This window comes from Saprospira grandis, assembly GCF_027594745.1.
GTDB lineage: Bacteria > Bacteroidota > Bacteroidia > Chitinophagales > Saprospiraceae > Saprospira > Saprospira grandis.
Map to the genome: position 1 here is coordinate 2,751,635 of NZ_CP110854.1, position 26,106 is coordinate 2,777,740.

General features: G+C 47.6%; 20 protein-coding genes and 1 tRNA gene. 15 read left to right on the forward strand and 6 right to left on the reverse strand.

Features of this window, described 5'->3' with window-relative positions; translation table 11 throughout:
* Positions 1 to 17: 17 nt before the first annotated feature.
* The 12 genes from OP864_RS10905 (at position 18) to OP864_RS10960 (ending at position 12,878) form a co-directional block, all read left to right on the forward strand.
* Entirely contained in the window at positions 18 to 320 is a 303-nt protein-coding gene (locus tag OP864_RS10905) for a DUF1573 domain-containing protein (protein ID WP_270100803.1), read from the forward strand.
* 324 nt (positions 321 to 644) lie between these two features.
* Positions 645 to 1,604 (forward strand): hypothetical protein, encoded by a 960-nt coding sequence (locus OP864_RS10910; protein WP_270098219.1) that lies wholly within the window; start codon positions 645 to 647, stop codon positions 1,602 to 1,604.
* A 3-nt stretch (positions 1,605 to 1,607) separates the two neighbouring features.
* Positions 1,608 to 2,414, forward strand: coding sequence for a hypothetical protein (locus tag OP864_RS10915; RefSeq protein WP_270098220.1), 807 nt, complete (start codon positions 1,608 to 1,610; stop codon positions 2,412 to 2,414).
* Positions 2,415 to 2,416: 2 nt separating this feature from the next.
* Positions 2,417 to 3,373 (forward strand): DUF8428 domain-containing protein, encoded by a 957-nt coding sequence (locus tag OP864_RS10920; protein WP_270098221.1) that lies wholly within the window; start codon positions 2,417 to 2,419, stop codon positions 3,371 to 3,373.
* Entirely contained in the window at positions 3,373 to 3,942 is a 570-nt protein-coding gene (locus OP864_RS10925) for a metal-dependent phosphohydrolase (protein ID WP_270098222.1), read from the forward strand. Before OP864_RS10920 ends, OP864_RS10925 begins: the two co-directional genes overlap by 1 nt.
* Positions 3,939 to 5,612 carry a hypothetical protein gene (locus OP864_RS10930; RefSeq protein ID WP_270098223.1) on the forward strand — a complete coding sequence of 558 codons (1,674 nt, stop codon included), beginning with the start codon at positions 3,939 to 3,941 and terminating at the stop codon, positions 5,610 to 5,612. Before OP864_RS10925 ends, OP864_RS10930 begins: the two co-directional genes overlap by 4 nt.
* Before the next feature lie 331 nt (positions 5,613 to 5,943).
* Positions 5,944 to 6,017: transfer RNA gene (locus tag OP864_RS10935), tRNA-Ala, on the forward strand.
* 529 nt (positions 6,018 to 6,546) lie between these two features.
* Complete coding sequence (locus OP864_RS10940) at positions 6,547 to 8,988, forward strand: SLBB domain-containing protein (protein ID WP_270098224.1); 2,442 nt, start codon at positions 6,547 to 6,549, stop codon at positions 8,986 to 8,988.
* A gap of 6 nt (positions 8,989 to 8,994) precedes the next feature.
* Positions 8,995 to 10,113: a GumC domain-containing protein gene (locus OP864_RS10945; protein WP_270098225.1), complete on the forward strand. Its 1,119-nt coding sequence runs from the start codon at positions 8,995 to 8,997 to the stop codon at positions 10,111 to 10,113.
* Entirely contained in the window at positions 10,103 to 10,867 is a 765-nt protein-coding gene (locus tag OP864_RS10950) for an alpha/beta fold hydrolase (RefSeq protein WP_270098227.1), read from the forward strand. The genes OP864_RS10945 and OP864_RS10950 overlap by 11 nt, the downstream gene beginning before the upstream one ends.
* Positions 10,868 to 10,927: 60 nt before the next feature.
* A complete protein-coding gene (locus tag OP864_RS10955; protein ID WP_270098228.1) occupies positions 10,928 to 11,953 on the forward strand; it encodes a hypothetical protein in 1,026 nt (341 codons plus the stop codon).
* Positions 11,954 to 12,269: 316 nt separating this feature from the next.
* The gene (locus OP864_RS10960) at positions 12,270 to 12,878 is read left to right on the forward strand and encodes a hypothetical protein (RefSeq protein WP_270098229.1); all 609 of its coding nucleotides are present in this window, start codon (positions 12,270 to 12,272) and stop codon (positions 12,876 to 12,878) included.
* A 523-nt stretch (positions 12,879 to 13,401) separates the two neighbouring features.
* Here OP864_RS10960 and OP864_RS10965 read toward each other — a convergent pair.
* Complete coding sequence (locus OP864_RS10965; protein ID WP_270098230.1) at positions 13,402 to 14,145, reverse strand: sulfite exporter TauE/SafE family protein; 744 nt, start codon at positions 14,143 to 14,145, stop codon at positions 13,402 to 13,404.
* A 204-nt stretch (positions 14,146 to 14,349) separates the two neighbouring features.
* Here OP864_RS10965 and OP864_RS10970 point away from each other — a divergent pair, with 204 nt between their 5' ends.
* Positions 14,350 to 16,467: a Tex family protein gene (locus OP864_RS10970; RefSeq protein ID WP_270098231.1), complete on the forward strand. Its 2,118-nt coding sequence runs from the start codon at positions 14,350 to 14,352 to the stop codon at positions 16,465 to 16,467.
* A 224-nt stretch (positions 16,468 to 16,691) separates the two neighbouring features.
* On the opposite strand, the gene OP864_RS10975 is transcribed toward OP864_RS10970, so the two are convergent.
* The 4 genes from OP864_RS10975 to OP864_RS10990 form a co-directional block, all read right to left on the reverse strand.
* Positions 16,692 to 18,350: a T9SS type A sorting domain-containing protein gene (locus OP864_RS10975; protein ID WP_270098232.1), complete on the reverse strand. Its 1,659-nt coding sequence runs from the start codon at positions 18,348 to 18,350 to the stop codon at positions 16,692 to 16,694.
* Between the two features lie 96 nt (positions 18,351 to 18,446).
* Positions 18,447 to 19,502, reverse strand: a complete 1,056-nt coding sequence (locus tag OP864_RS10980; protein ID WP_270098233.1) for a right-handed parallel beta-helix repeat-containing protein — start codon at positions 19,500 to 19,502, stop codon at positions 18,447 to 18,449.
* Positions 19,503 to 20,050: 548 nt separating this feature from the next.
* Positions 20,051 to 22,327: a TonB-dependent receptor gene (locus OP864_RS10985; protein WP_270098234.1), complete on the reverse strand. Its 2,277-nt coding sequence runs from the start codon at positions 22,325 to 22,327 to the stop codon at positions 20,051 to 20,053.
* Positions 22,328 to 22,497: 170 nt separating this feature from the next.
* Positions 22,498 to 23,409: a tellurite resistance TerB family protein gene (locus OP864_RS10990; protein WP_270098235.1), complete on the reverse strand. Its 912-nt coding sequence runs from the start codon at positions 23,407 to 23,409 to the stop codon at positions 22,498 to 22,500.
* A gap of 103 nt (positions 23,410 to 23,512) precedes the next feature.
* Here OP864_RS10990 and OP864_RS10995 point away from each other — a divergent pair, with 103 nt between their 5' ends.
* Positions 23,513 to 23,824 (forward strand): hypothetical protein, encoded by a 312-nt coding sequence (locus OP864_RS10995; protein WP_270098236.1) that lies wholly within the window; start codon positions 23,513 to 23,515, stop codon positions 23,822 to 23,824.
* A 4-nt stretch (positions 23,825 to 23,828) separates the two neighbouring features.
* Positions 23,829 to 24,266 carry a hypothetical protein gene (locus OP864_RS11000; RefSeq protein WP_270098237.1) on the forward strand — a complete coding sequence of 146 codons (438 nt, stop codon included), beginning with the start codon at positions 23,829 to 23,831 and terminating at the stop codon, positions 24,264 to 24,266.
* A 224-nt stretch (positions 24,267 to 24,490) separates the two neighbouring features.
* Here OP864_RS11000 and proS read toward each other — a convergent pair whose 3' ends face one another.
* On the reverse strand, positions 24,491 to 25,972 hold the full coding sequence (gene proS / locus OP864_RS11005; RefSeq protein WP_270098238.1) for a proline--tRNA ligase: 1,482 nt from the start codon (positions 25,970 to 25,972) through the stop codon (positions 24,491 to 24,493).
* Between the last annotated feature and the right edge of the window lie 134 nt (positions 25,973 to 26,106).

Here is a 26,106-nt window from a genome sequence, read left to right on the forward strand (position 1 = left end):
AGACAACAGTAAAGTTTATTGAGCCAGAACTGAAGCTGGGAGAACTCAAATATGGAGAAGTTAAGGAAGCGACTATTGAATTTGTCAATACCGGGACCGAAGACTTGAAGATTGAGTTTGTGCAAGGCGGATGTAGCTGTACGGAGCCTACTTCATGGAGCCGCAAAGCCATTGCCCCGGGCCAAAAAGGCTATGTCAAAATTAAGTTTGACTCTTCTAAGGCCGATATTAAAAAAGGCTACGAATCTGCTGTAGAGCTTTATGGAAATGTAGAAGGTGACCTTCTGCTGTACTATATTAGCGCAGATATTGTAAAATAGCTTTTCAGTTAGCCGAAAACCCCTAAACGACTATTTTGCGTTTAGGGGTTTTTTATGTTTAGGGCCAGCTTGTTTTGCGTCTTGCAGGCCCGGAGGGCCGCAGGCCACAACAAGGCCTTTAGGCCGCAGTTCGACGACCAAAGGGAGTAACCGATGCGGAGGGGTGGCCCATAGGGCCAGACCGAAGGCGAAACGAAGTGAAGCCTGAAGGGCCGAGCAGACCTGCGAGCCCCAAAGCGACAACAAGGCCTTTAGGCCGCAGTTCGACGACCGAAGGGAGTAACCGCAGCAGCTTTGCTGCTGAGGCCCCAAAAGAAAAAAACTATGAATCAAATTGTATTACTTTTTGCGCTTTTAGTTGTAGGTCCCCTGCAGGCACAAGTAGATGCCTATGCTTATTTGGGCCTAAAATTGGCCCCGCAAGAGGTAACAAATATTCGCCTGAAAGAGACCTATGTCATCAATAAATCTAAGGACTCAAAGTTTAAGGAGAAGTATTTATTTTCGAGAGAAGAGTATAATGAACAAGGCCGCCGCTCCCTCAATTTGTTTTTTAAGCCAGACGCTAGTTTAGAGTCGAAAATTGTGGCCTTTTATCCCGACTCGACCAAAGAAATTAACATCTTTCAGCAAAAAGGGGAGGTGGTGGATAGTGCCGTTTTTCTCTTTCATCCTGATGGCCGCAGGAAAATGGAAGTTTGGTATTGGGGAGATAACTGTAGTACCGATAGTCTGCTGTTTTCTTATAATGCCCGCAAACAATTATCTAAGGTGTTTAGGCGCTATGATTGGGATGAAAAATGGGACACACTTTTTTATAAGGCCGATGGTAGCCTGGATAAGGCTATTTTTTATAGCAAGGCCGATGGCTTGCAAAAGCAGGTAGACTTTTTGTTTTCTCCAGACTCTTTTTTGCTGAAAACGGCTAGTCGTAACCGCGATCGCTTGATTGTAGAAGAAGAATACTTTTTTTATGATAAAAAGGGCCGCTTAGATTATACCACCACCCGTTATTTTCCAGATGGAGAAGAAAAGCCAGAAACCCCTCGATTAACCAGCCGCTATAGCTATTGGCGAAATGGGGAGCTGAAGCGGGTAAAAAAGGTGTTATCGTCTAAGAAGAAAAAGCGGATTTCGGTGTCTATCTTAAAATATAATCGTTCTGGCCGCCTAATTTATCAGCGAGACCGAAATAAGTCGGAGGGGATAGATAGTAAAATTATTATAGAATATAGAGCTCGGCCCAAGGGCTGGAAGCCTCGGCAGGGCTCAAATTTTTGGTAGCAGATGAAGAAATTATGGATCCTATTGCTGTTTGTTTTCTTTGCAGGCAAAGAGCTAGCTGCTTGTAGTTATGCCTATCAGTATAGTCTATTTTTATTGGGCAGCAGTTCGGGAGAGCTCATTTGGTTGGAGCTAGAACTAGAGCGCTATGTGAGTGGGGGAGCGGGCAGTTTGCCCAATTTTCAGCCCATGGGGCGAAGCAAAAATTTGGGGCAGACTCGCTGGAAGGGGCAGCTCAAATTGAAAAAAGGGCAGAAGGTGGATCAATTAGAGCAGTATAAGCATATTGCCTGGGTAGATTTGGCCGATGAAGATTATCAAGCGTATCTGGCCCCTCATTTTGAAAAGGCCCAAAATTTGGCCGAGGAGCTGCCTTTTTTTCAGCCCGCCCAGCTATTGGAAGAGGCCATTTGCGATTATGACCGCAGTTGTGGCCAAATGCAACTAGAGGCCGATAGTTTGGCCCTTTGGGCGGCCTTGCCGGGCCAGAAGGGCGTCAAAGCTCATTTTCCGGGCCCCGTTTTGAGCAAGTTTGAAAACCTCACTCGACTCAATTATCGGGAAATGGGCAAACTGGCGGCAGAAGAACGCCTCAACTTTTTTCAGGCCTGGAAACCCTTCTCTGTTCGGCATTATCGGCTGGCCGGCCAAGAGATTTATGTCTATAGCCTAGGCTGGGGCCTAGCCAAAGGCTATAAACCGCAGCCTTCTGCGGCTTGGTTGCCCTGGGGCCGCCCCCTAAAAGATTATATTCGAGGAAATAAAGTAATGATGCATGGGCAGCGTTTCGACTTCTTCCAAATTTTGTAAATTTGCAAATCAAAAAATTAAACGAGATCAATTTATTTAAAATGTTAGGAGTCAAGCGTATTTTATTAGGATGTGGCCTAGGCCTATTGCTGAGCTGTTCATCGGAGGAGCCAAAGATGAATGTAGGCGAAATCGCCAAGGAAACAGATAGTTTATATACCGCCTTGCAAAGCGAGTTGGCTTTTTATCGAGAAAAGGCCGATAGTCTCTATCCCGCCCTTCTAGATAAAGAGGCCGAGCTAGATAAGCAGTACCTAAAGATTAAAAACCTTTTGGCCCAAGCTGATCAGCAAAAAGATAATGCGCGCAAATTGGCTAGCCAAGTAGAGGCCCTACAAGAAGAACTCAAAAAGCTGAGAGCTTTTGTAGATGAACAAACCCTAGATTTGGCCGAATTGCGTCGGCAAAATGCCCAACTAGTAGAGGAACGCAGCGAATACCGAAAACTCTATGAGCAAGAACAAGATCTAAAAGACTCCTTGGCCCAAAAAGCTGCCAACCTAAAAGCAACCACCGAAGAGCTCAATAAACAACTCGATAAAGGGGCTATCCTCCGGATCTCTAATTTAGAGTTTATTGCGGCCAAACTGACTAGGGGAGGAGAAACTAAGGCCACCAACCGCCGAAAACGAGCCGAGTTTTTTCAGGCCTGCTTTAAGATGGTAAAAAATGAGGTGGTGCAGCCTGGCCCCAATAAGTTTTATATGCAAATTATAGATCCCAATGGCCATATTATTGTCGAAGAAAAGATGGGCGGCGGCTATTTCTCCGATGCAGACGGGAATAAACTGCCTTACACTATCGTAAAAAGCTTTGAGTATTATCCCGATAAAGAGGAGCTCTGCCTGAGTTGGAGCCCCGCAGTAGGCAGTAAATGGACCTTTGAAAAGGGAGAGTATAGCTTACAACTCTATAATAGAGGCCTTAAGGTGGGCTTCCAAAAATTATCGCTCCGCTAATGCAATTGCACCCCCTAATTACAGCCTGCCAACAGCAGCTGCAACAACAAAGAAGTAGCCTTTGCTACCATAATTTGGCCCACACCAAAGGCGTTGTAGCCGCTGTGGCCGCCCTGCATATCACTCCCGAAATCCTGGTTCCAGCCGCCTATATCCACGATTTAGGCTACGAACAATCGGCCCAAGGACATGAGGCTATAGCCATAGCTTGGGGGCAAAAACAGCTGCCCAAATGGGGCTTTAAGCAAAAACAAATTCAAGAAATTTGTCTAGCCATTGAAGCAACCCAATTGGGCCAAAAACCAAAGACAAATTTAGGCGCCTACCTAAAAGATGCCGATATTTCCTATAGCTTGAGTAGCCATTTCTGGAGCCGCGGAGAATTGCTCCGAACAGAATGGCAACTAGAAAACCAAAGGCAATATAGCGATACAGCCTGGCTGAAACTGCAATATCATTTTCTAGAAGAACTCTTGTTTTTTAGCCCCTGGGGGCAGCTTTATTTAGAACCACTGCGGCGCTATTATCTTCAGCAAATTACTGAACGGCTGCAAAAAATGAACATATGAATTATCCCCAATCTATTTTTTTATTGCTTTGGGCCTGCCTCTGTGCCAATAACCTGAGCGCCCAAACAAAAGAGGATAAAGAACAAGCCCCTAAACGCTATTATACCATTGATATGACGGTGGCCTCTATGAAAAAAGCTGCCGAATCCTCCAAAAGCGGATACCGAAAAAATCCCTGGAAACCCATCGAACATAATTGCGAAATCGAATTGCCCTTTGAGTTAGATAATGCCTTTTTAGGCGTGCCCAAACAGTCTCAAGCTAGTTTGCTCAATTTGGTCAAAGGAGGCGTCAAAATCTCTAATCAGGTGATCCAACCCATCGAAAGACAACTGATGGCCTCCGAGTATTTTCGCCCCGGAATCAGTAAGGAGCTCTTCGAATGTCTGACGGGCTGTACCTTGGCCGAAAAAGATTTTCAACAAAGCCATTTTCTCTATATCGAGGACCTGAGCCGAGATATTGCCTACGCCCGTAGCGAACTCTACGGCGAAAGCTCTTTCGACTCCCCTTTGCCTTACGCTACGCCCTGGGGCAATTATAAGTGCCGCATGATCAGAACCAAGGCCGATCTCGATAGCGTGATGAGCCATCCCAACGAAATTGGCCTGACCTACAGCCTGCGTGGCGGCCATGTGTTTAGCGACCTCTTTGCCCTGCGGCCCGATGAAGAAAGCGGAGAAACGAATCTGGAAGTCTTGGGCCGACAAGAGTTTGGCCAGCTGGTCCTCAATAGTGTCAACCAACTCAAAGGCATTTTGCCCATCCGCCAAAAAACAGGAGAGTACCTCAGTGTTCCGATTTTCTCCATTAGCTTCGGCAATTATTTTGAAGATGGTATCGTGGGCAAGGTCTCCAGGTTTAATAGCGCCCAAGAAGAGGTTTTTGGCGAACAAAATAGCCTCGGTAAAGGCTTTACCGAACTGGGCCAATGGGTCTGCCGCCGCCTACTCGATAAAAAGGTGGGCCGCCGTATCTTAGTCGATGTAGCCGATATGAGCCTAGACGGCCGCCTCTGGTTTTATGGCTACCTCAAAGAAGAACGCTTCCGAAAAGATACGATCCCCGCCCTAGCCCTCAATGTGGGCATCAGCGGCCTTTCTTATAAAGATAATGCCTATAGCGGAAGCGATGAACCGGTCAAAAATCAACAGTCTTTTTTCAATAATCGCCAAGCCAATTTGTGCCGCCAAGATATTAAGGCAATCGTCAAATCAAAGGGCCTGGTGGGCATTTCGCTAGATAGAGACCGCCTGATGGGCAAGGCCTTCCAAACCCGATATAATTCTACCGTGCCCGGCTCCGCCAACCGAAGAGCCGTAGCTGTAGAGGCCATTGTGGCCAATATTTGCCGCTTTATTTATGTGGCCCAATCTATCGATGCCTGGGAAATGCTCAGCATTTCTTCCTCTTTCGATATGTACGCCCGCCCCCTAGAGGTCTATGATAGCTCCGATGATATGGAGCAGCTTTATCGCGACCTGATCGCATTTTTTGAAACCCCCCACGATATCGAAGGCCTCTATACCGCCGAAGAAATTCAAACTTTTATGTATAATTTTTCTGCCGAGGAAGTGGTCGATCGGATTATGTATAAAAATGCCCTGAATTTTATGTACAAGCACTTGCCTGAAGTAGATCTAACGGAAGAAGAAGCGCATAATAATTAGAAAAATTTGGGGCCCGCGGCCGGCTAGGCTTCGCCTAGCTCGGCCGCCGCTATGCTGCGGGGCTCGCAGGTCTGCTCGGCCCTTCGTTTTTTTTTCGCTGCGCTCAAAAAACTCGGTCTGGCCTTCGGCCACCCGCTCCGCAGCGCTGGGCCTGCCCGCCGCAAACGGAAAGGCTTCGCTAAAAAAAAATGGGCAGCTAAATTTTTGACAATCAATTGAAAAGAGGCCTCTAGTGAAAAAAGCTCATTTTTTAGCTAAAAAAAGTTTGGCAAAACAAAAAAGCCGTCTTATATTTGCAACGCACTCAAAGGAATGCAATGTTAAGTTGAATGGGGGATTAGCTCAGCTGGCTAGAGCGCTTGCATGGCATGCAAGAGGTCATCGGTTCGACTCCGATATTCTCCACAAAGAGACCAACAATTTTGTTGGTCTCTTTTTTTTTGCTTTTTGTCCAAAACTGAGCGCTTTATAACAGAAAATCAGTAACTTAGTTAAATAACTAAGACTAAAGTTATGGACAAACAGCGGACAAAAAAGCCTATATATCTACTTTCTTCTTGGATCCTTCGGGCCCTTAGGAAAGAGAAGAAAACTCGGCCGATTAGCCAGCGCCTAGAGTTTAATTGTCGGCCCAGCCTGATTAAGGAGTTGGCCTACAAACAAAAAATGAAAAAAAAGAGCCTCTAAAAGCCCGCTATAGCGGGCTTTTTTTCGTTAGAGCCAAAGAAAAAAGCCAAGGGCGGGCCGGCCTAGCGATGTGCAGCAGTGGCCCGCAGGGCCAGACCAAGCCGCTGCAAGCGGCGAAGGGCCGAGCGAATAGCGAGCTGCGAAACGTAGCGCCTGCCGTAGGCAGGAGGCCCCAAAAAAATAATAGTCACTTAATAGAAAACTTGTACCTTAGCAATTCTAAGTAAAATCAAACCTTTTGACCAGTATGCGAGAGCAGATTAGCTTGTTTATCCTGATTTGTTGTAGCCTGTTTGCCCTAAATCTGCAGGCCCAAATTCCTCCTATTGTGCCTCCTGTTATTGATCCGGGCCAAGTAGATCCCGGTGGAAATGGAAATGGCGGAACCATAGAAGCGCCCAAAGTAGATCCTAAGGCTAGTGAAATGAATGCCGAGGAGCAAAAAGTAAAGGAGCAAATTGAAGAAGAGCGGAAAGAGCAGCGCAAAAAAGAAGAAGAAAAAGATATTTTGGCCCGCAAACGCCAAGAAGAATTGCCCGAACCCAAAATTTGGGGACAGCAGTTTTTTAGAGACCAAAGTATCAAGCTCTTTGACCGTTCTAAAAATCAAAGAGCGATAGAAAGCTATCGGGTGGCCTCTGGCGACGAAATTAAAGTGACCGTTTGGGGAGCCGTAGATTTTAGTAAAAGCGTGAGCGTAAATGACAATGGCTATATTGACCTTTCTATTCCCGATTTGTTAGTGCCCAGATTGTACATCAAGGGCATGCAATTTAAAGATGTTCGAGATGCTATTTATCAGCGGCTTTCTCGGCATATGAATATGAAAGGCTCTAATTATGATGTGCAACTGAATTACTCTAGAAGTATTACGGTCAATATTACAGGAGAGGTATTTAGCCCAGGAAGCTATACTATTCCGGCCACCAACACGGCCTTTAATGCCCTAGTAGCTTCTGGCGGCCCCTCGCAGATTAGTAGCGTCCGTCGGATCAAAGTGATTAGTAGCGATCATCCGACCAGACAGCTAGATGTCTATAAGTTTGCCAGCAACCCCAATGTTTCTGAGGAATTTTTCTTAGACAATAACGACTATATTTTTGTGCCCCTAGCCGAAAAAGTAGTGGAGGTCCGAGGATCTGTTAAGCGCCCTTTTTACTACGAATTACTAGAGGGCGAACAACTCCTAGAGGCCTTGGCCTTTGCAGGAGGAGTAAAGGCAGATGCCTATTTACGCAATATTCAGATTAAGCGCTACGCCAATGATGAAGAGCGAATTATTGATGTGAATCTGGCCCAAATTATAGCCAATGAAGAGAACTTCCCTTTGATGAATGGGGATATTATTGAGCTTTCGCCCATTTCTGAGGCCTACTCTAATTATGTGACCGTAGAAGGGGCCGTAAAGCTGCTAGGAGAATACGAATTGGGGGCCGAGACCCGGATCCTAGAAGTTTTGCAGAAGTCGGGCATTATGCTCTCTGCAGTTAAAGAAAAAATTTATGTGCGCCGCCTTCGTCCCGATTTCTCTATTGAATACATCGATGTGAGCATTGATAGCATTTTGGCTGGCCAAGAAGAGGCCAATATCGCTTTGCGGGCCCTCGATAAAATTGAGGTGAAATTCAAATCGGAATTTGTAGATGAGTATCAGGTGCAAATTTATGGCGCCGTGCGCAAATCAGGAGCCTACGCCCATAGTGATAGCCTTACTTTAGCCGATCTGCTCTATCTGGCCAATGGCATCGAAAAAGAAGCGGCCAACTCTATTCTAGAAATCTCTAGATTGGTCCCTCAAGCTGACGGAAGCTCTAAGGTAGAGCTGATGAGCTATGATATCAATGAAGACCTAGAGGTGGTTGGGGCCGAAGACCTGACCCTAGAACCCCGAGACCAAATTTTTGTCCGCCTAGCCAAAAATTATAAGCTCCCCAAAAATGTAAGCATCCAAGGGGAAATTGCTTATCCTGGTGCCTATACCTTGCAAGATAATGGCGAACGGATTGCCGACCTCTTGGCTAGAGCAGGAGGGACTACCCCTCTGGCTTTTCTAGAAGGGGCTCGCCTGATTCGCCAAGGCGAAGGCTTTGTAGTCCTCGACCTTAAAGATGTGGTGAAGAACCCAGATTCTCGCTTTAACTATATTTTGCGCCCCGGCGACCAACTCTCTATTCCGGTGGTTAAAGATTTAGTGGCCATCGCAGGCCGGATTAACCACCCCGAGGTGAAAAATAAATCGGAAATTGCTGAAATCGAACTGAAATTGAAGTTGCTAAAAACTGAGAATAAGATCGAAAGAGAAGAAATTCAGGCCGAAGAAGCCATTAGCCGAAAAATTAAGCCCGACCGCATCAATGTGCCTTTTCATAAAGGCAAACGTGCCAATTATTACCTCAAAGAATATGCTGGGGGAATTGACCGAGCTAATGGTGGCCGCAAACGCCTGGTCTATGTTCGCTACCCCTCTGGTGCCGTGAAGAAAACACGCAACTATTTCTTCTTTAAATGCTACCCCAAAGTGACTAAGGGCGCTATGGTGTATGTAGATACCAAAACTAAAACCGATAAACAAAATATTCCCAAGAAGAAACGACAGCCCATCGAATGGAACCGTATCATCCAAAATGGGGTAGCCATTACTTCTTCTACCTTGACCCTCTTGCTCGCTATCCGAGCCCTAAACAACTAAGCTACTATGGATTTTTCTCAGTTGCTCACGGCTGAAAATATACAGAAACAACTCAAGCGCTATGCTTGGCTTTGGCTAAAATGGTCTTGGTTGGTCCTCATTTTAGCGGCCGCCTTGGGCTATTATCTCTATCAGTCTAAAGCAAAACTCCCTACCCGATATGTCGCCCGCCTCTCTTTTAGCATGAATGAAGGAGGCGGAGCGGACCAAGGCTACCTGCAGCAGGTGCTAGGAAGAGGCCTTTTTGCGGGCCTAGGCGGAAGCTCTGAATTGGCCTCTGGAAATATGGGCCGCTTGCAAGAGTTGCTGTCTACCCGCCGCCTTTTGCAAATGGCCCTCTTTGAAGAGGTCGAAATGATATACCCCGAAGGCCCTAAGAAGGACTTTATGATCCACCATTATCTAGAACTACAAGGTATGCGGAAACAATGGGCAGAAAATGAATCTAGTTTGGCTGAGCTCTATTTTCAACACAAAAATTTTGAACAGTTCTCTCGCCAAGAAAATGTAGTCTTGCAAGCGGTTGTGGGCCGAATCCAACAACAGCTGACCCAAGAGCTTAGCCCCTCCGAAATTCTGAATATTCGCTTTGTGAGCAATTCAGAGGTGCTCTCTCATGATTTTATCAATCTGCTCTACGATAAACTCAATACTTATTATAGCAACCAGTCGGTAGAAAAACAACGCCGAATCTTTGAGGCCGCCCGCAGCCGTAGAGATTCCCTAGAACAGGAAATGGATCGGGCCGAAGAGGATTATATCAAATACCTCAACCAACATAATGCTACCGCTCAAGGCCGCTATGCCGAAAGTATCCGCACGCAGTATTTGGCCCGAAAACTCTCTGGCGAAATGGAGGGCTATTTTCTGGCTATCAAGAATGTGGAAACGGCCAAATTGGCCCTAGAACAACAAACCCCCTTGCTGCAGGTTATTGACCGCCCACTTTATCCACTCTATGCCGAACGACCCAACCCCCGCCTGTTCCTATTTATTGGCCTCTTTTTAGGCTTTTTCTTAGGGACGTCCATCGTTCTAGGTATACAAGGAGCCAAAGATCTAATGAAGTTTTTAAAGGCCCAGCAAGCCGCCAAAAAAGAACATCCAACGGAAGATGATGCCTAAGCTTTTTTATCAAGAGACTGGCCAAGAAAAGGGCCCCGTTTTAGTCTGTCTACACGGCTTTTGTGAGGATCACCGCATTTTTGCCCCCTTTCAAGAACAACTGGGCCAAAAGTATCGGCAGTTGCTGCCCGACCTGCCCGGCTTTGGCCAATCAACAGGGGCCGCAGAGGATCTCGGCCAATTGGCCGAGATCCTCTGGCAATGGCTAGACGATTTGAAGGTAGAAGAAGTTAGCCTGCTGGGCCATTCTATGGGCGGTTATCTGGCCCTGGCGATGCTCGAAAAACGCCCCCAAGCTATTGAAAGGATCTGCCTGCTGCATAGCCACCCCTTTGCCGATCCCCCCGCCAAACAGGCCAAACGAAAAAAATCAGCCGCTTTTATTGAGAAGCATGGGGTAACTACTTACCTTCAACAACTGATTCCCCAACTTTTTCCCGCAGAACTCCGTAAAACAAAATTGGTCCAAGCCTTTTTGCAAGAACAAAGCGGACATAGCGCCCAAGGCGTGCTGGCCGCCCTCAAAGCGATGTGGTCTCGACCCGATCGCTCTGCTGTTTTGGCCCAATATGAAGGCCCCGTATTGGCCCTGATTGGCGAACTCGATGAGGTGATTCCCCCCGCTTTTTCTGCCGCCCAAGCCCAACAACAACTGTCTCCCAATTGGCAGTGCAAAACAATTCCGCAAATTGGCCATATGGGCTTTTTAGAAGCGCCAGACCAACTGAACGAAATTTTTAATCATTTTTTTTAGCTCCACACACCTCTTTTTTGCTTCCCAACATCTATTAAGGTGTTTGCAGCAATTTTAATTATGTTTTTTCAGACAGAAGAGTCATCTGATTTATCAGATGTGTTGTGTGTGAGCCCTAGGTTTTTGGTCCTAGGGCCCTTTTTTTTGCCTATGCCTTCATTTCCTCGCCTTGTCGACTTCCTTTTTTATCTGCTGATTAAGCTGATTCCCCTTTTGCTGGCCCTCGCCCTGCCGCTGGCCTTGCTCTACTGGAATTGGCGCTGGACACTAGCCTATTCAGTTAGCTCAGTGTTTATTTTGGGCCAAATTGGAGAATGGCGAAAACTATTGGCTTATTCCCCCTCTCCCTGGCTGCATCTGGCCCTCTTTGCCGCCTTTATCGGCTGGGGCTTCCTCATCTATTATGTCCCGCTCTCGCCTTGGTGGACCGGCAGCCTGATCGCCGCCGCTGTGCTGGCAAGTACCTATGGCCTCAGTTGGATGAAGGCCCAACCCCAACGCTATTTCTATTATTTGCAAGGCCCAGAGGTCGATTGGGAGCTCTGGCTAGATAAGGAGCTGAATGAGGAGGATTGGCAAGAAATTATTGGCGGCCTGCGAGAGAAAAAATGGTCGGCGCCTATTCTAGAACTACAAGACCGCTTTTTACAACAAGATGATTTGCCCGATGCCCTCAATAGAGCACTCTGGCAAGATGCAAAACAGCTTTTTGAACAGGAGGAAAGCGGAATATTGCCCCTAGAGCGCTATTATCATCTCCCCACTTATCTGCATTTTTTCCTCCGAAGCCCTTATTTTATCGATGGCCTCTGCGCCAGTATACAGGCCCCAACAGATAACCAGCTTTTCGAGACTCTAATCGCCAAATGCAATGAGTTACTGGCCAAAACCCTAGCCGAAGAACCCCTAAATATAAACAGTCGACTGAGCAGCTACCTCGATCCTCAAGCGCTTTATGCCTATTTTGATAGCTGGCCCCACTTAAGTCCGCAGAGCCCAAAATTAGCCCTACTACTAGAAGATTTTAAGGCCCAATTACTGCTGCTGGCTATTCAATATCAAGCCATTAAGGAGGAGGAGGATTAGGGGCCTCCGCCTCCCTTCGGTCGTCGGCGCTACGCTTCAGGGCTCGCAGGTCTGCTCGGCCCTTCGTCGCCTTCGGCTCCTCGGTCTGCGGCTTCGCCGCCCCCTTTCGCATCGCTAGGCCTGCGGCCCTTCGGGCCTGCTATCTGGGCCTGTAGGTTGAAACCTACAGCCAGGCAACGGTTGGTATTGCTCCGCAATGATATACGTATGAGGGTTGAAACCCTCATACAATTAACTCCTTCCCCGCCTAATCTATACCCCCTTATTATCTCCACAGCTTTTAACAGCCGTTTTTACGATTTAAACCGCCCAGAAGATGTTTATTTATGGAGGGTTTCAACCTACAGCTCTAGGATCTACGGCCTTTAGGGCTGCAGCTAGCGGCAAAGCCGCTATGGCCAAAGGCCAAACAGCTCCTCAAAACCTTTATGCCCTATTCTGCAGCTGCAGAATAGGGCATTTCATTTGGGCTAAGCCCTTCGCAATTTGTGAAATGGCAATTGTAAAGCAGGGGATGCTATTCGCAATTTGTGAAACGGCAATTGTAAAGCAGGGGATGCTATTCGCAATTTGTGAAATGGCAATTGTAAAGCAGGGGATGCTATTCGCAATTTGTGAAATGGCAATTGTAAAGCAGGGGATGCTATTCGCAATTTGTGAAACGGCAATTGTAAAGCAGGGTAAGCTATTTGCAATTTGTGAAACGGCAATTGTAAAGCAGGGGATGCTATTTGCAATTTGTGAAACGGCAATTGTAAAGCGGGGGATGCTATTCGCAATTTGTGAAACGGCAATTGTAAAGCAGGGGATGCTATTCGTAATTTGTGAAATGGCAATTGTAAAGCGGGGGAAGCTATTCGCAATTTGTGAAATGGCAATTGTAAAGCGGGGGAGGGACTGTTCAGGATTTTGTGTATCAGAATAAAATTTGGGCCTTTAGCTTGTAGGATTTGGTTAATAGTCGCTTAGGGGCTTGTCCCTAGGCAGCAAAAAGGGGAAGCACAAAATTTTAAACAGTCTCCTAAAGGGGACTTTTCTATTCTAAGGTTATTTACTATAGTAAGAAAATGATCCCAAGTCTCAATAGCAAACAAGGGCTTCAGCCCGCTAGTTTGCATAGACTCGCAACCATGGGCTTCAGCCCATGGTCCTAAACAGCTTCCTGTTCCTAAAGGCAGGAAAGAGAGCAGCCAATCATCGCCTAAGGGCTTATCTCTAGGCAACAAAAAGGGTAAACACAAAAGCTTAAAGAGTCCCAATACTTTCAAACAAAGATAGATGTAGGGCCGGAGCAGGAGGCCTAGACTAAAAAAAACAGGAGGAGCGGCCTAGCGATGTGCAGCAGTGCGGCGCAGCCGCAGACCAAGGCGGCAAAGCCGCCGCAGGGCCGAGCGAATAGCGAGCTGCGCAACGTAGCGCCTGCCGCAGGCAGGAGGCCCCCAAAAAAACTACTTAAAAATCAGAATGAGTCCGAGGATAATGAGCAAGCCATAAACCAGCTTATTGAAGAGGGCGGGATTAGACAATTTGCTATTGAAAAAGCGGCCCAAAACCACCCCCAAAATGATAGGAATCAGGGCAAAGGCCGCCATTTGCAGAATATCGCTAGTATAGCGGCCCATATAGCCGTGTCCAGAAACGACAGCCACCCCCAAAAGCAAATAATAGCCCTGCAAAGTGACCCTAAAAACAGCGGGCTGCCAGGCTCTAAAATTGCCATAGAGCACCCCAGCGGGGCCGGCCACATTATAGGCAGCGCCAAACAATCCCCCAAAAAAGCCATAGAGGTAGCCCCATTTTCGGCCAGCGGGCCCTTTGGGTTCGCCTACATCCTCGGCCAATTGATAACTCTGATACAACTTATAGAAGGCAAAGGCCATAATGAGCAGGCCGAGCAGCTTGCGCATCCAGATGGCGGGCAAAAATTGAGCAACCGAAAGGCCCAAAGGGGCGGCCATCAAGGCCCCGATTAAAAGGGGCAGGAGCTCGCGCCAATCCATGGTTTTATAATCTTGAATAATAATATAGGCGCTGCCACCCAAGGCCAAAATGGCCACCAAGGGCACCGCCTGATCTAAGCCCAATAATAAGGTCAGCAAAGACATATTGACCATCCCCTCGCCAAAACCAAAAGTAGATTTGACCAAAGAAGCAAGAAAAATAACGGCCATGACCCCAATAAAAATTAACATAATTGCTTGTTTACTGAACTTCAGCCAGACCGCATTCTTGGGCCAAAAGGAGGGGGGCAAGGAGAGTAGAATAACCGTCTTAGCCAAGCTCAAATCAGAAAATATGGGGCAAAAGTACGCTTTTCTGGCCCGCCAAACAAAAGGCGTTTGCAAGCTCCCCAAAAAGCCATTATCTTATGCCCCTTAACTCAAAGCGCTACTTTTATGATCGAACGTATTGCGAAACTGCTAAACATCCATGCTCAGGCTGTATCTAGAGTCATTGAGCTCTTTGAATCTGGGGCCACCATCCCCTTTATTGCTCGTTATCGAAAAGAGGCCAGTGGGGGCCTTAATGAGGTAGACCTCATGGCGATTAAAGACGAATGGGAAAAACAACAGGAAATAGAAAAGCGGCAGGCTTTTATCCTAGAAAAAATTGAGGAGCAAGGCAAGCTAACAGATGAGCTGGCCAAGAAAATTAAGAACTGCTTTGAGCTGCATCTGCTCGAAGATCTTTATTTGCCCTATAAGAAAAAGCGAAAAACCAGAGCCGATAAGGCCCGTGAGTTTGGTCTAGAGCCCTTGTCGGAGCTGCTTTGGGCCCAAAAAGATTTTGATCTAGATGCCATTGTAGAGCCTCTACTCTCTGAAGAAGTTTTGGATGAAGAGGATGCCCTAGAAGGGGCCAGAGATATTATTGCCGAGCGGATTAACCAAGATGAAACAGCTCGGGCCACCGTTCGCCAGCATTATCAGAAGCGGGCTCGCTTTAAGGCGGAAGTGGTAGCGGGCAAAGAAGAAGAGGCCCAAAAATATAAAAACTACTTTGAGCTGGACCGTCCGCTCAAGCAACTGCAAGCGCATCAGATATTGGCGGTTTTGCGGGCCGAAAAAGAGGGCCTGCTCAAGGTCCAATTGGCCCCCAATGAAGATTATGTACTCAATGATCTTTGTGGGCAGTTTATCCGCAGAAGTTGCCCTGATCGTTGGGCCGAACAACTGGATATGGCCATAGAAGATGCCTATAAACGGCTGATGAAGCCCTCTATTAGCAATGAGTTTGTTAAGCAAGCCAAGGCGCAGGCCGATTTGGCCTCCATACAGATTTTTGCCGATAACCTCCGCCAATTGCTCTTGGCCTCTCCTTTGGGCAACAAAAGAATGATGGCCATTGACCCTGGCTATGCCACTGGTTGTAAGCTGGTTTGTTTGTCGGCCACTGGCGAACTACTTGAAGATACTGTCATTTATCCCACCCCGCCTCGTAACCGCAAGTTTCAGGCAACCGATACGGTTTTGGACCTAATCGAAAAGCATCGGATAGAAGCGATTGCGATTGGGAATGGAACGGCAGGGCGAGAAACAGAGCAGTTTATTCGCCAACTGCCCTTTGAGGGAACGCCCCCAGCCATTTTCTTGGTCAATGAAAGTGGGGCCTCAATTTACTCGGCCTCTGAAATTGCTCGTCAGGAGTTTCCCGATAAAGATATTACGGTTCGTGGAGCGGTTTCTATTGGGCGCCGTTTGATGGACCCCTTGGCCGAGTTGGTGAAAATTGATCCTAAATCTATTGGGGTGGGGCAGTACCAGCATGATGTGGACCAAAAACAGCTGCAAAATAAATTGGGGGCGGTAGTCGAAAGCTGCGTAAATGCGGTAGGGGTGGACCTCAATACCGCCAGTGAATATCTACTTACCTATGTTTCGGGTTTGGGGCCTGCCTTGGCCCGCAACATTGTCGATTATCGTCGCTCGAAAGGGGCCTTTAAGAGTCGGCAAGAACTGCGTTCGGTCAAGCGTTTGGGCGAAAAAGCCTTTGAGCAGGCAGCGGGCTTCTTGCGTATTCGAAAAGGGATTCATCCATTGGATAATACGGGGGTGCATCCAGAAGCCTATCCGATTGTAGAGCAGATGGCCAAGGATCTCAATGCCAGCATTGCGGACCTTATTGCGGATAAGAGTTTGCGCAAAAAGATTCAGCTCAAAGATTATGTACAGGGCGAAATAGGGCTCCCTTCTTTGCATGATATTATGAAAGAGTTGGAGAAACCTGGCCGCGATCCTCGTCCGCCCCGCCAAGTTTTCCAGTTTGCCGATGTGCATCAGATAGAGGACCTCAAAGAGGGGATGAAGTTGCCGGGCATCGTGACCAATATTACGGCCTTTGGGGCCTTTGTGGATATTGGAATTAAGGAAAACGGGCTTTTGCATAAGTCTCAGATGAGCCATCAAAGAGTAGATGATCCTGGCCGTTTTGTCAAATTGGGCCAGGAGTTAGAAGTTACTATTGTGGGTTTGGAGCTAGGCCGCAAAAGGATTCAGCTCTCGATCATAGAGTAGGCTTGGCCCAGCGCTGCGCAGCCGTGGCCCGCAGGGCCAGACCCAAGCCGCCGCAGGCGGCTGCAGGGCCGAGCAGAGAGCGAGCGGCGCAGCATAGCGGCGGCCGACCGAGGCGAAGCCTAGCCGGCCGCGGGCCCCAAATCCTAGTTATTATAGGTATTGATAAAACAAAAATGCCATTCCCCGAGAAGAGGAATGGCATTTTTTTATGCTGCACCAAAGGCTTAGTGCGTTTTGATCAGCTCTTTAGTTTGTTGGAAATCGGGAGCAGCGACTTGGATGAGGTACAAGCCAGCGGGCCAATCTTGAGCGGGAAGTTGAATCAACTGATGTCCAATTTGAGTTTGGGCATCTTGCTCATAAATCAATTGGCCGATAGCATCAAAAACGCGGATTTGTAGATCGCGCTCTTGGCTAGACAAGATATCGATTTGGGCGTTACCGCTAGCGGGATTGGGGAAAATGCGAATATTTTCCTCTGCTGTTTCGCCATAGAGGCGAGCGACCACCGTGGGGCTATAGCTGAAGGTGCCATCATTATTGACTAGGCGAAGGCGGTAGTAATAATTGACATTAGGCAAGACCTCATAGTCATCTAGTTGGTAATTTTGGATGAGTTGGCTATTGCCTTGGGCAGAAACCTGAGCCAAAAAGCTAAATTGGCTATTATCTAGGCTGCGTTCTACCTCAAAATGAGCGAGATCATCCTCTTCTTCGGTGCTCCAATCTAGCTGAATGTAGTTATTTTCGATAGGCGTAGCCTCTAGGTCCAACAACTTATTTTGGGCCAAAAGGATGTCGGCAGCGGCCACCCCAAACTGAGAGAAGCCATTGAAGCCTGTGCGCTCTAGAGAGACGGGGCTACCGCCACAATCGTCGGGCGTACCGGCAACGGCATTATCTTTAGTCACTAGCCAAACGGTTTTGGAGAGGAAATTATCATCTTGAGGCCAAACTCTTACGGCATAATCGCCAGAGCCAGCGCCCGTAAAATCATCAAAGACCCATTGGCCATGATCTAGGCCGCCCCAGTAGTCAATTTGGTAGCCGCTACATTCTAGCTGGCTGCCAAAGCTATTGTCTAGGCCAGTTTGGAAGTAGCCCGTGATGACATCATAATTATTGGCACCAGAAAAATCGAGATGAATGTACTGCATTCCTCTTTGGGCGCCCGCTGCGGCGGGTTCTAGGCCCAATACATAGCCGTAGGTTCCGCCAGCGGCAGAAATAGCTCGGCGGAGTTTTCCTTGTACATAGCCATTATCAAAGGCCGACATATTTCCGTTGGTATTTACGGTATTGTCGAGCATATTGGCTAGGCCAGCTGTGGGGTTCATTAGGCCAAAAACGGCGGGATAAGCAGCTCCATTAGTGGGTAGGGCAGAGGGATCTGCGGTGATAATTCGGTTGGCCGTAGCGGCTCCGGGGCCGTTAAAATCTACGGTATTGCGTACATCGGCTACATTTCCTGTTCCATTGAGCCAAACCACACCTTGGTCATTGGCCAATTGAAGGTCATAAAAAGAGCCATCATCTACGCCAGTGGCGGCCTGTCCACCTCGAACGGCATAACTACCGCTAATGAACTGCGTTTGTCCAGCATTAACATCATCATTGATGAGTTTGGTTGTTCCAGTTCCTCTTTGCTGAAAGAGGTTATCGGAGTACATATTTCCCTGTACTTCTAGGTAGCCGTCATGGTCCATCAGGGCGGTTGCGCCAATTTGATGAACATCTCCCATTACATAAACATCGGCTCCAGCTTGGACCTTAATCAGGGCGCCATCATTATAGAGCTCATTATTGTGCTGTGCCCAGCTACTTAGGCCAAGCAATAGAAAGCTACTACTGAGCAGCCATTTTTTGTAGTTGTTCAATGTCATAAATTTATATTTTTGTTGAAGTCGTTTTCTGCAAACGAGCTAGGTTAATTTTTTGTTTTGTCTCTGATAGGTTTAGCCTATAATAATACGTGAAAATTAGCGATAAGGCTTCTTTGGACCTGCGGCAACCTGTAATTTTGCCGATATATTCAGGTCCTGCTCTTGGTCTAAAAAGGCATTTTCATCTGATTTTCCCCAATAGTTGGGCCCAATAACAATGGGTGCAGGCTCATCCGAACAAGGCGAAAAAAGGGCCAATTGATAGCGCTTGCAGTCCATAAAGTTATTTTCTTCTACCAAAGTCTTACCTTTATTGGCATATTGGCAAGAAAGCTTGAGGTTTGTCGAATTGCCCTTAAATTGATTCTGTCGAATATTTAGGCTAGACCGCCGACTCATTTTCTGCAACTTGATGGCCACTCCCTCAAATTGCTCAAATTCATTGTTTCGGATGTTAATTAGGCCGCCGCCTAGCATCCAAACCACCAGACCCGAGTGTCGACCGTAGTTTGTAAACTTTTTGAGCTGGTTGTTCTCAAAATCAGTGCTGCCCCCCAACATAATCGAGTTGCAGTTTTCTATTTCATTGCCCATCACTTTGGCCATGCTGCTGTTGCGCACATTCAAGGCCCTATCGCAGTTTCTAATCTCCGAGTCAATCAACTGAATCTTTGCTTGCCGCTCCGACTGAATGGCCGTATAGCAGTTTTCTATTTTACAGTTTCTAATGCTCAAATGACAGCCTTCGGTCCGCAAAAGCTGGGCGGGGGCTTCGCCAATGCCCAAAAACTCACAATATTCAAATTGTGTGCTCCGAACTTGGCCCTCTTCATAATGCAGGCAGTTATGATAGAAGCGCAAACCGTTCCAAGGTGCATGATTATGCCCCAAAAAACGAATCGGCTTGCGTTTGCTGCCTATGGCCGAAAGTCCACCTTTGACCAAGATTTGGGTTTCATGCGCAAATTGCAGCTCTACTCCCGCCTCAATCCGCAAACAGGCCCCCTCGGCAATGAGTAGGTTTTGCGTAATAATATAAGGGCTATTGGCCCGCAACCATTCGGTATCTTCCAAAATGGGCCCTTCTATATAGGTGGTGGCCCCCAAACTGAGCGGCAGTAAAAAAAATAATAAAAATATCTTGTTCCACATAAGTATTAGCTAATTAGGGTTGGACAAAACAGCCTAAAGATAAAGAACTTAGCTCGAAATATCATAGCAAAATAAATTCCTTTTACAGCTGGAGCAACTGCTTTTAAGCTAATTTTTATTTTTTGGGGCTGCCCCTTCGGCCCTTTGGGCCTTGGGTCGGGCCATTGCGCAGCTCGCAGGTCTGCTCGGCCCTGCAGCGGCTGCGCCGCTTTGGTCTGCCGCCTTCGGCGGCCCTGCTACAGCCCCTCAGCCGAGGGCAATTTCTTCGCTTTGGTGGCTTGAGCATAAAAAAAGGTCCAAAGTTAAAGCTCTGGACCATCTAGTTGCTGATTAGAGGGGGTAAACTGCCTAGGCATTAAAAAAGGGCCAGGAGCAATTGGCCTAGCGATGCGGCGGGGTGGCCGAAGGCCAGACCGAAGGCGAAACGAAGTGAAGCCTGAAGGGCCGAGCAGACCTGCGAGCCCCAAAGCGACAACAAGGCCGTTAGGCCGCAGTTCGACGACCAAAGGGAGTAACCGCCTGCCGCAGGTAGGAGGCCCAAAATCCAATTATTGAAAATTCCAGCGAAGGCCCAGATAAAACTCTCGGCCATGCAAAGGGCTATAGGCATAGGCCGCATCAAAGTATTCGCTAAAGCCAGGCAGGGCATTGGGGTCGTTGTAGCCCGAAACAGGAGAAATGGCCTGGCGATAGTCCAATATGTTTTGCAGCCCCAAATAGATATCGATTTGGGCTTTGGGAAATTGTTTGTTCAGCTGCAAATTATGAATACTAAAGGCCTTTGATTTTGTGCTGCGAGCTTGGGGGAGGGGCTGGCCATTTTGGTCCAGATCATAGACCTCGGGCAGCTGCATGGGGCCCGTGAAATTAGCCGAATAAGCGGCCGATATATTCCAAGGCTTATAGCTGTAGTTGAGGCTGAAAACGCCAGAAAAAACAGGACTAAAGAGGAGGTCCTGTCGTTCTTTTTGGTCCAGTTCATTGCTGCGGTATTCAAAGGCATCGAGATAGTTGAGGCCTAGGTTAATTGCCAGCCCCGAAGGCAGGCCGTAGTTGAGGTTCAGGGCGAGTCCTCGGCTTTGGGCATAGCCATCTAGGTTTTCATAAATAATGCTATTGGCCTGCTCATAATTGGGGATAATGGCATTGGTAAAATGCGTGTAAAAGGCATCCAAATCAATGCTTCCCTGCCCTTGGCCCAAATTAAATATGCGTTGGATATTCAGGCTGCTGCTAAGGGCCCTTTCTGGCGCTAGTTTTTCGGCCAAAATCAGTTGTCGGTTGCCTGTAACAAAGGCGTGGTCTTCGGCAAAAAGGTTGACCAAACGAAAGCCCGTTCCCGTATTCAAGCGAATTTTCCAGTAGGGGCGAGGCTCGTATTTTAGGGCCAGCCTAGGCGAGGGGATGAGGCCATGGGCCTCATAATAATCAAGCCGAAGGCCGCTGAGCAGACTCCATTTTTCGCCATGGGGTTTCCATTCGTGCTGTGCCCAAATGCCTGGAATAAATTGCTTATCTGCCTGAGGCGTCACCGAGCTATTGTCGTCATAAAATTGATATCTGGCCGTCAAACCAGCTGTTAAATTATGTTTTGGGCCCAAATTGGACATATAAAGGGCATTGAGGTAGGCAATGCGCTGCTCGGCAAAATAACCATCTGCCCCATAGTAGCTATCCTGATGATGCTGGCTAAAACTATAATCGAGTCGGATAGGGGCATTTGTCGGAAGTTCATAGCTGCCCATCAGCTCAAAGCGTTGGGTATAAATGCTCTCACCATAAATAGAGTCGCTACCCCGAATTTCTCGATAGGCTCGATCTTTCATGTATTGTTCTACGCCATTTCGGCGGTCTTCATAGTAGTATTTGGCAAAAAGGCTGGCCTTTTTGTTTTTGGGCCGATCAAAGGTAAATTTTCCAAAAAGAGCAAGGCGGTCCATGGCAATATTATCCCCAAAGCCGTCTTGGTTGCTATCCTCAAATCGGTTGAGGTAGGCATGTTGTAGGCCAAAAGTACTGTTTAGTTTTCCAAACTTCTGCGATAGGGCCAAATTGGAGTAGGCCTCGGCATGAGTGGTCCCCATGAGGTCTAAAGAAATCCTTGGCTGCTTGCTCGGCGCTTTGGTAATAATGTTAATGACCCCAGCCATAGCCTCCGAGCCATAAAGCGTCGAGTTGGGCCCCTTAATGACCTCAATGCGGTCAATCATATTTTTGGGAATGCCATTCAACCCATAAATAGAAGCCAAATTACCATAGGCGGGACAGCCATCTATCAAAATGGCCGTATAGGGCCCAGCCAAGCCGTTAATACTAATCGAGTTGGTCTGACAAACGCCACAGCCAACCACCTCTTGTACACCATTAATGAGCTGTAGCGACTGCATGAGGTTAGTCGGTGCAGCCGTTTTCTCTAGGTATTCTGCCCGATAAACCTGGATTTTTACCGGAGAGTTTTTTAGAAAGCTCTCTTTGAGTTGGCCCGAAACCACCACTTCCTCTAGGCCCAAAATATCCTCTTTTAAAAAAATACTGTCTAGCTCAAGGACTTCATTCTCCTTGAGCTCAATCATAAGCGTCTGCGACTGATAACCAATGGCTTGAATTTGCAACTCAAAGCTTCCCGCAGCTAATTCACTAAGCTGAAAGTAACCCGATTCATCTGTTGAGCTGCCTTTTTGCTGCTCGAGCAGACCAATACCCGCAAAGGGAATCGGCCGCCCTTTTTGGTCCAATAAATAACCTTGAAGACTAGCCGTCTGGGCGGAAATAGCTAGGCTGAAGAAGGATAGAAGTAAAACTAAGTACTGCTTTGCAGCTGACATAATGATCTATTTTAGTGTAGGCTAAAAATAAGTTTCTCGTATTTTGATACAAAGCTAGATTAAAATAGTGTACCCTACAAATTAATTTAGATTAATCTAAAAATAGAATGGCGGCATAAAAAAAGCCCGCTTGAAAAGCGGGCTTTTTTGTTTTGGGCCAAATTATGGGTTTAGCCTAGGCGCTTAGACATGCGGATTTGTGCACGTTCGGCCTCAGAGCGGTCCATTCCAATTTGGTCAGCAAACTGATATACTTCTTCGCGAGACATATTGCCAGAGGCATGAATCGCATTTTCGATGGTATAATCTTGGGCCAATTTGATGAGATCATCGCGCTTTTTCTCTTCAAAGCTCATCATTTCGGCATATTCGTAGAGCTTATCTTTTTCAGATTGGTCAAAGTCCTTATCAGAAAGGGCTACGGCTACCGTAATCATGAAAATATTTTCGCGACCTTCCGCAGATAGCTCTTCCAATTCTACTCTAGATAGGGGGGCTTCACGCATTACCTGAGCAAAGCTACCGGTATCATCATCCAAAAAGCTCTGGAAGAATTCTTTTTCTTCGGCAGCAATTTGGCCATCGGCTTTTGCCATTTCAATAAGCATACGGGCCAAGGTTTTCTTGTCGTAGGCAGAAGATAGAGGCGTTGCTTTTAGGCGCTTTTCAAACTCAGACAAACGACGAGCAATTTTCCAGCTTCTGCTGTCCTCATCATAGTAAAAATTGAAAGCCACACGCTCAAAGGCTTTTACTACAGCGGCCTTTTTCTCGGCAGCCGAAAAGCTATTGTGAGAGGTGTTGGCACGCACTACTTCGTTACCGGCCATAGAGGCAATGTTACCTGCCATACCGCCACCAACAGCGCCACGGACCATACGCATCAAAGAAGAGCGCATACGGCTCATCACGGTACGACGGACCATATTTTTTACCTTGCTACCGGTGTCTTTTGAGTCAATACGAATGGTTCCTTTTCCTTCAAAGACCTCGCCTTCTACTTGGAATTTGCAAACCATGGTGCTATTTTCAGCCTTTTCTTCTAGGATAATCGGCTTGATTAAGTCATAAGTAATTTCCATCTGTTTTTAATACTTTTAGTTGGGTGGCGAACTAATTTTAGTTCAGTAAAAAATGTGGATGTAGGTTTCGTACGCAACAAGTTTAATAAAAAAACTTGAGATTTTGCCCAGACTCTTCTCCTTTTCTTTTCTAAGGCCTGCAGGATGTTTTTTGGGGGCTGCCCCAGCCTTCGGCTGGGTCGGGCTGTGCCGCAGCTCGCAGGTCTGCTCGGCCCTGCGCCGCCTTTGGCGGCTGGGTCTGGCCTTCGGCCACTGCTATCCATCCCTCAGCCAAGGCGCTTCGCGCCTTCCGGACCGTTTAAAAGGCTACGGCTTTGCATTGGCTTGGGTGCTTGATAGCCAGGGCTTTGCGCTTTGTCCCAAAAGCTCTATTTTATGGTTTTATTCCCTTTATTTTCTCCACCTAATTGGTTAATCAAATGAATCAGCGTTCTTTGGCTACGGCCTTGCTTTTTATCTTGCTGCCTTTGGGCCTTTGGGCCATGGCTGCGCCCCCTCCTGTAGAGTACCCTAGTACGATTACAGGCATTTTAGCCTTTGTATTTAGTTTGTTGGGCCTATTTCTGTCTATTAGTTTGACGCCTTGGTATTGGTTTTTTGGCGGCCTCATATCTATTGGCTTTAGTTTTTGGACCCGTTACTTGGCCGATACAGATAAAACAATGCGCTTTTGGTTGGGCTGGCATGGCTTCTGGCAGCTCATTTTAGGCGCAGCCATTTTAAATGACCCAACTTGGCTACTTACTGGCCTATCTGCGGGCTTGACCCTTAGTTTTTTGGCTTTGGCGGTTTTGCAGACGGTAGTGGGCTGTCTTTTCTTATTTTGGGCTGTTCGGAATTATTTTGGCTGGGATTAGGGCCAAAAAAAAGTCCAGTTGCAAAAAGCAACTGGACTTTTCTGGTCCATGGGCGTCCTACAGGCGGCTTTAGCCGCCGCAGGCTGAGGGATGAGAGCAGGGCCGCCGCAGGCGGCAGACCCAAGGCTTTTGAAGCGAAGCGAAAAAGCCTGCAGGGCCGAGCGAGCAGCGAGCTGCGGACAGCCCGACCCGCCCGCAGGGCGGGGCAGCCCCAAATCCTTCTTCTAATAAGCTTTGGCAAAAAGCACTCTAGCTTTGGCGGGAGCGCCAGTGAGCACACATTTGGGCTCGGCAACTTCCTCGGCGCCAGTGGGAGTTTCTAGTGGAATACAGCGGCTAGTGGCGCCAGTGAGTTCCTTAATTTTGAGTTCGGTTTCGGTGGTTCCATCCCAGTAGGCATAGGCAAAACCGCCTTTATTTTCGATTACATCAACAAACTCCTCCCAGTTGTTCACGATATGTGTTCCTTCGTCTAGGCGGGCTTTTGCCTGATTGAAAAGGTTGCATTGGATCTCCTCGAGTAGGTTTTTGATACTTTGGGCTAGGCCTTCTAGGGGGTAGCTCATTTTTTCTTTGGTATCGCGGCGGGCCACTTCAATTTGGCCGTTGGCGAGGTCGCGTTTACCGAGAGCGAGGCGGACGGGAATACCGTGCATCTCATGTTCGGCAAACTTGAAGCCGGGGCGGCGTTTGCGGTCGTTATCATACTTCACGCTAATGCCAAGCGCCTTGAGTTCCTCCATAATTTTGGCCACCACGGCATCGATTTCCTCATTGGGTTTGGGAATGGGAATGATGACCACCTGAGTGGGGGCGATGCGGGGAGGAAGGACCAGGCCTTCATCATCGGAATGCGTCATAATGAGGGCGCCCATTAGGCGGGTAGACACCCCCCAAGAGGTGGCCCAAACGTATTCTTCCTTATTCTTTTCGTTGAGGTATTTCACATCAAAGGCCTTGGCAAAATTTTGACCTAGGAAGTGAGAAGTACCGGCTTGTAGGGCCTTACCATCTTGCATAAGGGCCTCGATAGTATAGGTATCTTCGGCGCCGGCAAAGCGTTCGTAGGCTGTTTTTTCGCCTTTATATACGGGCATAGCGAGGATTTCCTCGGCAAAACTGGCGTAGACCTCTAGCATTTGGCGGGCTTCGGCTACAGCTTCCTCTTGGCTAGCGTGGGCGGTATGTCCTTCTTGCCAGAGGAACTCGGCAGTACGGAGGAAAAAGCGGGTGCGCATTTCCCAGCGCATCACATTGGCCCATTGATTAATGAGTAGGGGAAGATCGCGATAAGAAGAAATCCAGTCGCGGTAAGTATCCCAGATAATGGTTTCGGAAGTGGGGCGGATAATGAGCTCCTCTTCTAGTTTGGCCTCGGGGTCAACGACAACGCCTTGGCCATCGGGATCATTCATGAGGCGGTGGTGAGTGACCACGGCGCATTCTTTGGCAAAGCCCTCTACATGTTCGGCTTCTTTAGACAAAAAGCTTTTGGGGATGAGGAGTGGGAAATAGGCATTTTGGTGGCCTGTTTCTTTAAATCTGCGGTCCAAATCGTCGCGCATCTTTTCCCAAACAGCATAGCCATAAGGCTTAATAACCATACAGCCGCGCACCTTAGAGTTGGCGGCTAGATTGGCCTTTTTAACAATGTCTAAGTACCACTGAGAGTAGTCTTCTTGTTGGGCGGTAATCTCCTTTGCCATTGGTATATTGGTATATTTTTTGGTCCATTAATGAAGTGGACCTGAACGATAAATGCTTAAATTAATGGAGCTTTTGGCGGCCAGAACGTTAAAGTTTAGGCAAGCGGCTGCTTTTCAAAACTTAAGCTTTAAAA

Excerpts from the sequence above, each read along its gene's own strand:
- OP864_RS10910 (WP_270098219.1), top strand. The coding sequence starts at position 645 with ATGAATCAAATTGTATTACTTTTTGCGCTTTTAGTTGTAGGTCCCCTG.
- OP864_RS10915 (WP_270098220.1), top strand. The coding sequence starts at position 1,608 with ATGAAGAAATTATGGATCCTATTGCTGTTTGTTTTCTTTGCAGGCAAA.
- OP864_RS10925 (WP_270098222.1), top strand. The coding sequence starts at position 3,373 with ATGCAATTGCACCCCCTAATTACAGCCTGCCAACAGCAGCTGCAACAA.
- OP864_RS10930 (WP_270098223.1), top strand. The coding sequence starts at position 3,939 with ATGAATTATCCCCAATCTATTTTTTTATTGCTTTGGGCCTGCCTCTGT.
- OP864_RS10940 (WP_270098224.1), top strand. The coding sequence starts at position 6,547 with ATGCGAGAGCAGATTAGCTTGTTTATCCTGATTTGTTGTAGCCTGTTT.
- OP864_RS10945 (WP_270098225.1), top strand. The coding sequence starts at position 8,995 with ATGGATTTTTCTCAGTTGCTCACGGCTGAAAATATACAGAAACAACTC.
- OP864_RS10950 (WP_270098227.1), top strand. The coding sequence starts at position 10,103 with ATGATGCCTAAGCTTTTTTATCAAGAGACTGGCCAAGAAAAGGGCCCC.
- OP864_RS10955 (WP_270098228.1), top strand. The coding sequence starts at position 10,928 with ATGTTTTTTCAGACAGAAGAGTCATCTGATTTATCAGATGTGTTGTGT.
- OP864_RS10960 (WP_270098229.1), top strand. The coding sequence starts at position 12,270 with ATGTTTATTTATGGAGGGTTTCAACCTACAGCTCTAGGATCTACGGCC.
- OP864_RS10965 (WP_270098230.1), bottom strand. The coding sequence starts at position 14,145 with ATGTTAATTTTTATTGGGGTCATGGCCGTTATTTTTCTTGCTTCTTTG.
- OP864_RS10970 (WP_270098231.1), top strand. The coding sequence starts at position 14,350 with ATGATCGAACGTATTGCGAAACTGCTAAACATCCATGCTCAGGCTGTA.
- OP864_RS10975 (WP_270098232.1), bottom strand. The coding sequence starts at position 18,350 with ATGACATTGAACAACTACAAAAAATGGCTGCTCAGTAGTAGCTTTCTA.
- OP864_RS10980 (WP_270098233.1), bottom strand. The coding sequence starts at position 19,502 with ATGTGGAACAAGATATTTTTATTATTTTTTTTACTGCCGCTCAGTTTG.
- OP864_RS10985 (WP_270098234.1), bottom strand. The coding sequence starts at position 22,327 with ATGTCAGCTGCAAAGCAGTACTTAGTTTTACTTCTATCCTTCTTCAGC.
- OP864_RS10990 (WP_270098235.1), bottom strand. The coding sequence starts at position 23,409 with ATGGAAATTACTTATGACTTAATCAAGCCGATTATCCTAGAAGAAAAG.
- OP864_RS11000 (WP_270098237.1), top strand. The coding sequence starts at position 23,829 with ATGAATCAGCGTTCTTTGGCTACGGCCTTGCTTTTTATCTTGCTGCCT.
- proS (WP_270098238.1), bottom strand. The coding sequence starts at position 25,972 with ATGGCAAAGGAGATTACCGCCCAACAAGAAGACTACTCTCAGTGGTAC.